Source organism: uncultured Marixanthomonas sp., from assembly GCF_963974425.1.
Lineage (GTDB): Bacteria > Bacteroidota > Bacteroidia > Flavobacteriales > Flavobacteriaceae > Marixanthomonas.
The window spans coordinates 21,415-33,110 of sequence record NZ_CAXBCK010000043.1 but is presented as its reverse complement, the minus strand read 5'-3'; the positions used below and the strand labels follow the sequence as shown (position 1 = coordinate 33,110).

Annotated in this window: 10 protein-coding genes; 7 read left to right on the top strand and 3 right to left on the bottom strand. The window is 36.1% G+C overall.

Annotated features, from left to right (window positions below):
• The 3 genes from AACZ92_RS12635 to AACZ92_RS12625 all read right to left on the bottom strand — a co-directional run.
• The coding region (locus AACZ92_RS12635) for an ABC transporter substrate-binding protein (protein ID WP_339701947.1) at nucleotides 1–636 on the bottom strand (636 nt) is incomplete at its 3' end.
• 134 nt (nucleotides 637–770) lie between these two features.
• Nucleotides 771–3,137, bottom strand: a complete 2,367-nt coding sequence (locus AACZ92_RS12630; protein ID WP_339701945.1) for a TonB-dependent receptor — start codon at nucleotides 3,135–3,137, stop codon at nucleotides 771–773.
• A 103-nt stretch (nucleotides 3,138–3,240) separates the two neighbouring features.
• Nucleotides 3,241–3,666 (bottom strand): hypothetical protein, encoded by a 426-nt coding sequence (locus tag AACZ92_RS12625; RefSeq protein WP_339701943.1) that lies wholly within the window; start codon nucleotides 3,664–3,666, stop codon nucleotides 3,241–3,243.
• A gap of 264 nt (nucleotides 3,667–3,930) precedes the next feature.
• Between AACZ92_RS12625 and AACZ92_RS12620 the strand changes: the two genes are divergently transcribed.
• The 7 genes from AACZ92_RS12620 to AACZ92_RS12590 all read left to right on the top strand — a co-directional run bounded on the left by AACZ92_RS12620 (nucleotide 3,931) and on the right by AACZ92_RS12590 (nucleotide 11,696).
• Nucleotides 3,931–5,013, top strand: a complete 1,083-nt coding sequence (locus AACZ92_RS12620) for a diphosphomevalonate decarboxylase (RefSeq protein WP_339701941.1) — start codon at nucleotides 3,931–3,933, stop codon at nucleotides 5,011–5,013.
• Between the two features lie 126 nt (nucleotides 5,014–5,139).
• The gene (locus AACZ92_RS12615) at nucleotides 5,140–6,078 is read left to right on the top strand and encodes a mevalonate kinase (RefSeq protein WP_339701939.1); all 939 of its coding nucleotides are present in this window, start codon (nucleotides 5,140–5,142) and stop codon (nucleotides 6,076–6,078) included.
• Between the two features lie 23 nt (nucleotides 6,079–6,101).
• On the top strand, nucleotides 6,102–7,016 hold the full coding sequence (locus AACZ92_RS12610) for a geranylgeranylglycerol-phosphate geranylgeranyltransferase (RefSeq protein ID WP_339701937.1): 915 nt from the start codon (nucleotides 6,102–6,104) through the stop codon (nucleotides 7,014–7,016).
• Nucleotides 7,017–7,140: 124 nt separating this feature from the next.
• Nucleotides 7,141–8,001, top strand: a complete 861-nt coding sequence (locus AACZ92_RS12605; protein WP_339701935.1) for a S4 domain-containing protein — start codon at nucleotides 7,141–7,143, stop codon at nucleotides 7,999–8,001.
• A 384-nt stretch (nucleotides 8,002–8,385) separates the two neighbouring features.
• Nucleotides 8,386–9,786 carry an arginine decarboxylase gene (locus tag AACZ92_RS12600; protein WP_339701933.1) on the top strand — a complete coding sequence of 467 codons (1,401 nt, stop codon included), beginning with the start codon at nucleotides 8,386–8,388 and terminating at the stop codon, nucleotides 9,784–9,786.
• The gene (gene speB / locus AACZ92_RS12595) at nucleotides 9,776–10,729 is read left to right on the top strand and encodes an agmatinase (protein ID WP_339701931.1); all 954 of its coding nucleotides are present in this window, start codon (nucleotides 9,776–9,778) and stop codon (nucleotides 10,727–10,729) included. Before AACZ92_RS12600 ends, speB begins: the two co-directional genes overlap by 11 nt.
• The gene (locus tag AACZ92_RS12590) at nucleotides 10,719–11,696 is read left to right on the top strand and encodes a deoxyhypusine synthase family protein (protein ID WP_339701929.1); all 978 of its coding nucleotides are present in this window, start codon (nucleotides 10,719–10,721) and stop codon (nucleotides 11,694–11,696) included. Before speB ends, AACZ92_RS12590 begins: the two co-directional genes overlap by 11 nt.

Genomic DNA, 11,696 nt, shown 5'->3' with positions numbered 1-11,696 from the left:
CTGTTTCATACCACGATCGCCTTTTACGGCCATTTCGCCACCGGCCCATTTAATCAATTTCCCAGCCGTGCTGTTTTTGGTCATAACTAGATAAATATTGGAAGCACGCCCAAAGTGTATGACCAATACTTTTGGTTTTTCTTTATAATTATCTGTATTTTCCAATGCCATTTTCATATCACTGTCCAACTTTTTGCAAAGTTCTTCAGCTTTTGATTCTTTGTTAAAATACCGTCCCATTTCACGCATCAATGAATCAGTACCGGCGATGGTATGTTCATACATTCCGAATTGTTTCATCGGAATTTTCAGTTTTTTTATTTGGGTCACCACGTGTTCTGGACCTATATTATTGTCTTCGAGAATTAATGTTGGTTTCATGGATAATATTGCCTCCGCACTCAATGCCCGGTGATAGCCTACATTTGGCAGTTCTTTAATTTTCGGCGGATAGGTACTGGAAACATCCACAGCTACAATGTTTTCTTCGGCACCAAGTGCGTAAATCAGTTCATTGTATTGTTTTGAAATAACAACAATGCGTTCTTCATTATCCTCCTTTTTGTCTTCATTGCCAAAACGTCCACAAGCTGAAACTGAAAGCGCCAATAACGTGTATAAAATTATTTTTTTCATTCATTTAAATTTTAAAAAAGAGGCTGAAAAGGGCTTTCATTTGATAAAGCCTTATTAAGAAACTATTCAACTAAAAAAGTGTTAGCCCTAAAAACATGCAAGCACCTTTTCAATACCTCCTTTACTGTTAATTATTATAAATTATATTTCAAATTTATTCCTCCAAAATAATTGGTATCCAAAGGTGCTGGAATGTAGGCATCATCCAACTGGTTTAAAAAGAGCATATAATAGTATTGCTCGCCTGTTATGTTGTTGGCTCCAAAAAATGCATCTAAGTCAAACTGACCAATGCTGGTTCTATAGCCTATTTTTCCATTCAACAAACTATACGAATCGGCCACATTTAATCCGTCCGATGTAAAAGGAACTGCATCTCGGTACATATAAGTAACATTTCCGTAGAAACCAAGGTTTGTATTTACGTCTACTCCTGCATTAACTACCCAAGGTGCAACACCGGCAACGTCATTCCCGCTGTAATCTTGTTGAATTAACTCCCCATCTCTGCTTACGGTTTCGTATTGAAAATTCTCATATTTAAAATCGGAATATGTCACATTTACGTAAGGGTGCACACTTCTGAAGAATCCAGTCGATGATTCGTAAGCATTGTATTTAATCAATGTTTCAATTCCTTTATTATCTACTTTTCCTCCATTGGTCAAGTAAGAATAAAGCGTTGTACCATCACCTGCGGGAACAGCCACGGAGGTGAATTTATCTTTAAATGTAGCTTGGAACAAAGCCACTTGGTAATACAGTTTATTGTCCAGTACATTTCCTTTAGAACCAACTTCAAATTGATTCCCTTCTTCTGGCACTAAACCTGTATTCAACCCGCCCGTAGTGGAGAGAATGATGTTTCCACTTACTGGTGCTTTATAACCATTCCTGTAAGAAGCATATACAGAAATATTATCGTTGAAAACCTTATTTATGGCGAAATGTGGCGAAACCAGATCATCATAATTTGCTGAAACTACTCTAGGCGAATTACTATCTGGGTTGTACATATGATCTTCAATATCTATGAATAATGAGCTTTTGCCCACTCCAGCGGTAAGTGAAAAATCATACGGCATATTCAGCACCCACTCGGTAAATAGTAAATGTGACTTTGAGGTAGCGAATTTATTACTTTTTATACCTCCAATGATGTTATAGCCATCAGGATCGCTAGGGTTTTCTACCATGCTATAGCCAATATTCTGAGAGCGTTGCTCTTGAAATTCGAGCCCTGCTTCTCCAGAAAGACTAAAATTATCACCAAGATCAAAGTTCAAGTTAAAAACAGAACGGGTTCCGTAATTTAGTGGAGCACTGTCATTCCACCCCCCTGCAGAGCTATTGTTAGTGCTTTTTCCAGTACCAAAAACGGTAGTAGTATTACTTAACCAATTATTAAAAGCATATGTATGGCTTAATCCTGCACGGAAGCTTATAACTTCGCTATGTGCATTATTTTTAATATAACGTGGGTTACCGCTGTAATCTTCGTTTTCATATTGTTCTATGGTCAATTCTCCTCCTCGTTCGTCGTAACTGTTACTGAAGCCAAAATACGTGCTGATGTATTGTTTTTCATTAGGGCGAAAATCGAATACTAAATTCATAAAATCTTTAGTGGAATTATTATGATCCATAAATCCATCGGAAACCTGATGGCCGTAATTCAACAATAAAGAGGTTTTTTCACGACCCATTTGAAATTGGGTGGTAAAACGCGCTAAGCCGTAATTATCTACTGTAACTTTTTGTGATATAGAGGTCTCCCCATTTTTAGGGCGAATGGTTTTTAAATTTACTGCTCCTGCAATAGCAAATCCGTATTTACTAGCTGCTGGGCCTTTAATAACGTCCACACTTCCTATAGAAGCGAAATCTATATCGTCTAATATGGTTACTCCTTCAGCATCGGTAATTGGAATATTATTTAGATAAGCTTTGTAACCTTGCCCATCAAAATTATTGCTAATACCCTTAAAACCAACGCCATTTCCATAGCCTCGGATGTTAAATTGTTGTCCTGAAGAAACCGCTCTACGGGTCATAGTAACACCGGGAACATTGGTATTGATAGCATCGTCCAAAAACAGTCCCGTACCTCTATTTAGCTCCATAGGATTCAGTTTTACCTCTGAAACAGGTTTTTCTAGCGATTCTTGTCTATAGCTGTTTGCTGAAAGCTGCACCTCATCCAAACTGCTGGTAGAAGGCACCATTAATATTTGAAGTGTTTCGCTACAAGTACTCACATTAGCAGTGTAAGGTTTATAACCAATATAGGTTATTGTCAAAGTCATTCCTCCATTATTGCACGGCAATGAAAATGCGCCGTTGTCATCTGTTGTAGTTGTTTGAGATTTATTTTTTTTAACGGTGGCACCTGTAAGGGGAATATTGTTGGTGGCATCTAATACGTTCCCATTCAATTGGGATTGTGCAAATACAGATGCACACACAAGTATCCCACAAAGGGACAAAAGTAATTTTTTCATCATTTTGAAAGTTTAATAATTGTATAAATACGAATGGGCAGACATAATAATTATGCTGCCTTATTTGAAATGAAAGCAAGAGGTGCTTTCTTTAAAAAAATCATTAAACTGTCTTGGGAGGAGGGCTTGAAACATCAAGCTTGGGCGGATTGTAATAATTTATATATTCAAAACTAACTTCTGTTTTAGTTTCAAAAACTGCTATTCCTTGTTTTTGTGGTTGAGGGGGTATTTTATTAAAAAACTTAAAGAATGTTTTTACAGGGTTCTTTCTATTGTTTTTAGACTTTTTATTCTTTTTTAAAATATCTTGAAGTTCAGCCAGCAAGTTGGTCTCTTGTGTATCGGTAAGGCAATGGTAAATTGTAGTTTCTTTATCTAACGTTTCCGTTTTTACCACATCGTACATGATTCCTTTGTATCGAAACTCTTCTCCATCTTCCCAGAGAAGCTCATTTTCGTTTTTTGAAGTAATCCGAATTTGAGTTAAATCTGCATCAGAAACACCTGCTTTTATCTGCTGAATCATTTCTTTTTTTACCTGATATTGTTGATATTTCAAAATAATATAACACCCTCCAAAGTTAAAGAGAAACGCAACAAACAAAAATGTGGCAACAGCACTTTTCAAAATATTGAAAGTAAACAAGGTTTTCACGAAAGTAAAAAAAATTATACAGCAATATCGTTTTCCACACGTATTTAACTAAACTAAGAAAAGCAACAGTACTATATTTTAATCTTTTATCACATATAGCAATTCCCTATATTTGCTTCATTGAAAAACCAACTCATGACGGAAGCAAATTTCATCCCAAAACCCTACTCCAAAACCCTTGAAAACGGTAGCGCATCTTGGCAAAGCCCTAGTAATATTGCTTTGGTGAAATATTGGGGGAAATATGGCGAGCAACTGCCTAAAAATGCTTCTATTAGTTTTACGTTGAGTAATTGTCATACGAAAACGAGACTTTCTTTTGAAAGAATAACCTCTACTGAAGACTTTCAATTTGAAGTGTATTTGGACGGAAAAAGAGAAGAAGGTTTTGAGCCAAAAATTCAGAAGTTCTTTGAACGGATTGAAACATACGTTCCTTTCTTGAGGGATTACAAATTTACAATTGAAACCACCAACAGCTTTCCTCACAGTAGCGGGATTGCTTCTTCAGCTAGCGGGATGAGCGCGTTGGCGTTATGCCTACTTTCAATTGAAAAGCAATTAGCTTCAGAAGAAATTTCAAAAGAATTTTTTAACAAAAAAGCTTCTTTTTTAGCACGTTTGGGTTCTGGAAGTGCCTGTAGAAGTATTGAAGGCCCACTTATTGTTTGGGGAAGACATGAAGATATTAAAGGAAGCAGTAATTTATTTGGAACAGAATATTCGTATGAAGTTCACGATAATTTCAAAAACTACCAAGACACTATTTTGTTAGTCGATAAAGGTGAAAAGCAAGTGAGCAGCACGGTTGGACATAATTTAATGCACGACCATCCTTTTTCCGAACAACGATTTCAGCAAGCTAATGACAATCTTTCAAAACTAATACCAGTTTTAAAAGAAGGTAATATTTCAGAATTTATTAAAATTGTGGAAAGTGAAGCCTTGTCACTGCACGCAATGATGATGACGTCTATGCCTTATTTCATATTAATGAAGCCTAATACACTGGAAATTATTAACCGTATTTGGAGTTTCAGAAAAGAAACTGGAAGCAACGTTTGCTTTACATTGGACGCTGGTGCCAATGTGCATGTGTTGTACCCCGAAACCGAAAAAGAAGCCGTTTCTGCCTTTATTGAAGCTAATTTGAAGCCGTTTTGTAAAAATGGTGAATATATTCATGACCAAACAGGTAACGGATCTATACCGCTTTAAAACCGCCCCTAACTGTTTGAAAAGGTATAATTTATGTCAATTTTCAGAAAAAATTAGAGTTGTAATACTATCTTTGCAGTACTGAAGGAAAATCAGTACATTTAAAAAACCATTAACCATTACTTTATGCGCGGCCCTTTATTTTATTCAAAAATCCTATTGTTTGGTGAATATGGAATTATAAAAGATTCCAAAGGATTATCGATTCCGTATAACTTTTATAACGGAGCGTTAAAGATTGATGAGCACAAAACCATCAACACCAAAAAAAGTAATGATAGCTTATTACGTTTTGCAAAGTATTTAGCTACGCTTCAAAATGAAAAGCCAGAATTGGTAGCTTTTGATATTGAAACCTTAAAAGCTGATGTTGATAAAGGATTGTATTTTGACAGTAGTATTCCACAAGGGTACGGTGTAGGTAGTAGTGGTGCTTTGGTCGCAGCTATTTATGATAAGTACGCCACTCAAAAAATTACGGTTCTTGAAAATTTAACCCGTGAAAAACTGCTTCAACTAAAAGCAATTTTTGCCGAAATGGAATCTTTTTTCCACGGTAAATCTTCAGGTTTAGATCCATTGAACAGTTACTTAAGTTTACCTATTTTAATCAATAGCAAAGATAATATTGAACCTGCCGGAATTCCCTCGCAAACTGAAGATGGAAAAGGAGCAGTATTCTTATTAGATAGTGGTAGTACTGGAGAAACAGCGCCAATGGTTCATATTTTTATGGAAAACATGAAGCAAGAAGGGTTTAGAAGCATGGTAAAAGACCAGTTTGTAAAACATACCGATGCTTGTGTTCACGACTTTTTAAAAGGTGATGTGAAATCGCTCTTCGGAAACGTAAAACAACTTTCAAAAGTGGTTTTAGACAACTTTAAACCGATGATCCCGAAACAATTCCACACCTTGTGGAAAAAAGGAATTGAGACCAATGCTTACTACTTAAAGTTATGTGGTTCTGGCGGTGGTGGTTATATGTTGGGTTTTACCGAAGATATTGATAAAGCACGCGAAGCCTTAAAAGATTTTAGACTGGAAGTGGTTTATAACTTTTAAATATTTTCAACTCAACATAGATTATGCTAAGTCGGAAACAAAAACATTTTCTACTAAAGGTTTTCAGCTTGTTTTCGGTGGTTCGTGGTTATAATATTCTTATAATCATTATTGCGCAATATTTAACTTCCATCTACATTTTAGCGCCAGATTTACCGGTTAAAAATGTTTTATTGGATGTTAATTTGTTGATGTTGGTATTAGCTTCAGCAGCTGCAATCGCGTCTGGATATATCATCAACAGTTTTTACGATAGCGAAAAAGATTTAATAAATCGACCGCAAAAAACCATGCTTGATCGGTTGGTGAGCCAGCGTACTAAGCTTTCTGTGTATTTTATACTAAACTTCCTTTCGGTCATTTTTGCTAGCTATGTTTCGTTTAAGGCTGTGCTCTTTTTTTCAGTATATATTTTTGTGCTTTGGTTGTATTCGCACAAGCTTAAAAAGTATCCTTTTATTGGGAATATCACGGCTGCAATTTTAGCAGTAATCCCCTTCTTTGCGGTGTTTATCTATTACAGTAATTTCGACTTGGTCATTTTTGTACACGCTACGTTCTTATTTCTTCTAATTTCAATGCGGGAATTAGTAAAAGATTTAGAAAACATAAAAGGGGATCTTGCGCAAGACTATCATACCATTCCCGTTGTATATGGTGAAAAGGTTTCAAAACGTATGTTAACCCTTATGTGTTTTGTTGCATTTATACCGGCTTTACTACTTATATTCAAATTCCCAATTGGATATATGAATTACTTTTTCTTCGGAAGCGTTTTTGCACTATTAGTCTTCCTATTCGTACTTTGGAAATCAAAAAGGAAACTACATTACATCTTACTACATAACATATTAAAATTCATCATTGTTTTAGGTGTCTTCAGTATTGTTTTAATTGATATTGATTTGCTAGTCAATAGGTTTCTTCTAAAAATTTAAACAACGGATTTTCAGCTATTATTATTTGAAAACCAAAGGCTTTGCCTACCTTTGCAAAAAATTTGAGAACGTTGCCTTTTATACAAGGCATTAAAAAGATTCCGGATTAAGTTCGGAAATAAATATGAGCAGAAAAGACAATAGCGGTAAAGGAAAACCTTCTGGACGTGGTGCTGGTAACACCCGAAAAGGAAGCAATGCACGAGGAAATGCTCCTTTAAGTAGAAAAAAACCTACAACTAAGAAACCAAATAAAAGTGGTAATACCAACCACCAAGAAAACCCGAATGGAATCCGGTTAAACAAATATATTGCTAACAGCGGTATTTGCTCTCGTAGAGAAGCGGACACCTACATAAAAACCGGTTTGGTTTCTGTAAATGGAGAAATTATCAACGAAATGGGCTATAAAGTTCAGTTAGCTGATGATGTTCGTTTTGATGGCCGTCGCATTAATCCAGAGCCAGACACCTATGTTTTATTAAACAAACCAAAGTCCGTAGCAACTACAACCAGTGAAAGTAAAGGCTTAACGGTGATGGATTTAATCTCGAACGCTACTACAGCCGATGTTAAACCTATAGGACGCTTAGGCAGAAATGCAACGGGTCTGTTGTTATTTACCAACGATGACAAGCTGGTGAAAAAACTTCATAATAAAGGAATGCCTCGCCTATTTCATATAGAGTTGGACAAAAACCTAAAAGCTTCCGATCTTCAAAAAATAGAAGAAGGCTTAACCATTAATGGTAAAACGGTTGAAGTAGAAGAAATTAGCTACGTAGAAAATTCTCCTAAAAAAGAAATAGGATTGAAAATTAAAAACATGGGGAACAGCATTATCCGTGATATTTTTGATCATTTAGACTACGATGTGGTAAAAGTAGATTGTGTAACCATTGCACACCTTACCAAAAAAGACCTTCCAAGAGGTCGATGGAAAATATTGACCAAAAGAGAAGTTGAGCTTTTTAGTATGATGTAAAACTTTATTGCTATTCAATATAGAACACCTCGTTTACACCGAGGTGTTTTTTTTATGCTAAATTTTACTGAAATGATTTTCTATATCAAAAAATAAATTACATTTGCTGCGCATTTAGCTGAACAAATTGAACCGTGTTTCTGTGTTTGGGTTTTTGAAGATTAGGAAGTTATATTCAAAAACAGGTTGCCAGGCAACCAGCCAAAATTTAAAGCTAGCTTCCGCTCTACCTTTAGAACCTGTATCAGGTTTCTCACAACGTTTAGCCTACTGGCTCAACCCTATCCGTATTTGAAATTATCGTTAATTTTTTGTTATATCACTCATTTTAAGAGTATTTCAAATAATTGATTTATAATTTTCATGTTTAAATTTCAGAAAAAAATGAATACTAAATACATTGATCTCATTGATCAAACATATTATTTTCCACAGGAAGAGTTTACTTTAAACGAAAACAAAACGCTAGAATTTCATAATATCGACTTGATGAAGTTGGTTTCAGAATACGGTGCACCTTTAAAGTTTACGTATCTTCCTAAAATTTCAGAAAACATACAACGTGCTAAAAAATGGTTTGGTAATGCTATTGAAAAACATAAGTATCAAGGTAATTACAATTATTGTTATTGCACAAAAAGTTCTCACTTTAAGCATGTATTGCACGAAGCGTTGAAGAACGATATTCATATTGAAACCTCATCTGCTTTCGATATTAATATTGTTGAAAATTTAAAAGCGGAAGGAAAAATCAACAACAACACCTATGTGATTTGTAACGGTTTTAAGCGAGAGCAATACATTAACAATATTGCACGATTAATAAATGAGGGCCATAAAAACTGTATTCCTGTAATCGATAATTATGAAGAAATCGGGTTGCTTTCCGAACAAATTGAAGGCAATTACAAAGTAGGGATTAGAATCGCTTCGGAAGAAGAACCAAAGTTTGAATTTTACACCTCTCGCTTAGGTATTGGCTATAAAAACATTGTTCCTTTTTACGAAAAACAAATTAAGGACAACAAGCAGGTTGAACTTAAAATGCTTCACTTTTTCATTAACACCGGTATTCGCGACAACGCCTATTACTGGAACGAATTGGTTAAGTGTTTAAACGTGTATACCAAACTTAAAAAGGTGTGCCCAACATTAGATAGCTTAAATATTGGCGGTGGATTTCCTATAAAAAACTCATTGGCTTTTGAGTACGATTATCAATATATGATTGACGAAATAATCAACCAAATAAATATCACTTGTGCAGAAGCTGATGTTCCTGTACCTAATATATTTACGGAATTTGGTAGCTTTACCGTAGGCGAAAGTGGCGGTGCTATTTACGAGGTTTTATACCAAAAGCAACAAAACGATCGTGAAAAGTGGAATATGATTAATTCTTCTTTTATTACTACGTTGCCCGATACGTGGGCTATTAGCAAACGTTTTATCATGCTAGCCATAAACCGTTGGAATGATGAATACGAACGCGTATTATTAGGTGGATTAACCTGTGACAGCGATGATTATTACAATAGCGAGCAACATATGAACGCTATATATCTACCTAAATTCAAAAAAGAAAAACCGTTGTATATCGGCTTTTTCAACACGGGAGCATATCAAGAAACCATTGGTGGGTTTGGCGGATTACAACACTGTTTAATTCCTTCGCCAAAACATATTTTAATTGACAAGGATGAAGATGGAAACATCTCAACCAAATTATTTTCACAACAACAAACAAGCGAGCAATTGCTAAACATTTTAGGTTATGAACACTAAAACGTACGCCGGAATCCCGCAGAAATATGCGGCTCTGGAAACTTCAAAAATTGTATTAATCCCAGTTCCTTATGACGGCACTAGTACTTGGCAAAAGGGAGCCGATAAAGGGCCTGAAGCTTTTTTACACGCTTCAGAAAATATGGAATTGTACGATATTGAAACCGAAACCGAAGTTTACAAACAAGGAATTTATTTAAGCGAACCCATCACAGAAAATACTTCGCCGGAAGCGATGGTAGAAGCAGTTCACAAAAAAACGAAAGATTATATTCTTCGGAATAAATTTGTTACGGTTTTTGGTGGTGAACATAGTATTTCTATTGGTACAATCCGTGCCTTTAACGAATGTTTTGACGATTTAACTGTGCTTCATATCGATGCGCACGCCGACCTTCGGAAAGAGTATGAAGGTTCTTCTTGTAATCACGCTTGCGCTGTTTACGAAGCTAGCCAGACTACCAATTTAGTGCAAGTAGGCATTCGCAGTATGGACGTTGCCGAAACAACCGTATTGGACCGTGAAAAAACGTGGTTTGCACACGAAATGGCAACCGATGAATATTGGATGGACAATGTGATTGAAGCACTAGGTGAAAACGTATTTATTACGTTCGATCTAGATGCATTCGATCCTTCTATTTTACCTTCAACCGGAACACCAGAGCCTGGCGGATTGTTTTTCTACGAAACTATGGAGTTTTTAAAGCAAGTATTTGCCGAACGAAATGTCGTTGGGTTTGATATTGTAGAATTATGTCCAAACCCAGCTGAAAAATCTTCCGACTTTTTAGCGGCTAAATTGTACTACAAAATGCTAAGCTACAAGTTTGAAGGAACTGAAGGAAAAGACGAATTTGAAAGTAATTTCACCCACTCGACTCCGCTCGAGGCAAGTAAAAAAGGAATTTCAAAATTTAACAACAACAAAGATGAGCACTAATAAAGGAGCAATTTCAGAATTTATTCAAAAGTATTATTTGCACTTTAACGCAGCTGCTTTGGTAGATGCCGCAAAAGGATATGAAGAACAGTTGAACAGTGGTTCAAAAATGTTGGTTTCGCTTGCAGGAGCCATGAGTACTGCCGAATTAGGTAAAATATTTGCTGAAATGATTCGTCAAGATAAAGTACATATCATTTCGTGTACCGGTGCAAACCTAGAAGAAGATATAATGAATTTAGTGGCACATAGTCACTACAAACGAGTTCCTAATTATCGTGATTTAACCCCAAAAGATGAATGGGAATTATTGGAAAAAGGACTGAATCGGGTTACCGATACGTGTATTCCTGAAGAAGAAGCGTTCCGAAGAATTCAGGAACACATCGTGAAAATCTGGAAAGAAGCCGAAGCCAAAGGCGAACGCTATTTACCGCACGAATATATGTATAAACTGTTGTTGAGTGGCGTTTTAGAAGAACATTACGAAATCGATTTGAAAGACTCGTGGATGTACGCTGCCGCAAAGAAAAATCTTCCTATTGTTTGCCCAGGTTGGGAAGACAGTACCATGGGGAATATTTTTGCGAGCTACGTTTTAAAAGGTGAGCTGAAAGCTTCAACCATGAAAAGTGGTATTGAGTATATGACTTTCTTGGCAGATTGGTACACTGATAATTCAGAAAAAGGGATTGGTTTCTTTCAAATTGGAGGTGGTATTGCTGGCGATTTCCCTATTTGTGTAGTGCCGATGTTGTATCAAGATATGGAACGCACAGATACGCCTTTCTGGAGTTATTTTTGTCAAATTTCAGACTCTACAACGAGCTATGGAAGCTACTCTGGAGCCGTCCCCAACGAAAAGATTACGTGGGGTAAATTAGACATTGATACGCCAAAATTCATCATAGAAAGTGACGCTACCATCGTCGCCCCTTTAATTTTCGCATATCTGTTAGATATGTAG

Bases quoted from the DNA above. Each gene is read 5' to 3' on its own strand.
- AACZ92_RS12630 (WP_339701945.1), bottom strand. From the start codon at position 3,137: ATGAAAAAATTACTTTTGTCCCTTTGTGGGATACTTGTGTGTGCATCT.
- AACZ92_RS12625 (WP_339701943.1), bottom strand. From the start codon at position 3,666: ATGATTCAGCAGATAAAAGCAGGTGTTTCTGATGCAGATTTAACTCAA.
- AACZ92_RS12620 (WP_339701941.1), top strand. From the start codon at position 3,931: ATGACGGAAGCAAATTTCATCCCAAAACCCTACTCCAAAACCCTTGAA.
- AACZ92_RS12615 (WP_339701939.1), top strand. From the start codon at position 5,140: ATGCGCGGCCCTTTATTTTATTCAAAAATCCTATTGTTTGGTGAATAT.
- AACZ92_RS12610 (WP_339701937.1), top strand. From the start codon at position 6,102: ATGCTAAGTCGGAAACAAAAACATTTTCTACTAAAGGTTTTCAGCTTG.
- AACZ92_RS12605 (WP_339701935.1), top strand. From the start codon at position 7,141: ATGAGCAGAAAAGACAATAGCGGTAAAGGAAAACCTTCTGGACGTGGT.
- AACZ92_RS12600 (WP_339701933.1), top strand. From the start codon at position 8,386: ATGAATACTAAATACATTGATCTCATTGATCAAACATATTATTTTCCA.
- speB (WP_339701931.1), top strand. From the start codon at position 9,776: ATGAACACTAAAACGTACGCCGGAATCCCGCAGAAATATGCGGCTCTG.
- AACZ92_RS12590 (WP_339701929.1), top strand. From the start codon at position 10,719: ATGAGCACTAATAAAGGAGCAATTTCAGAATTTATTCAAAAGTATTAT.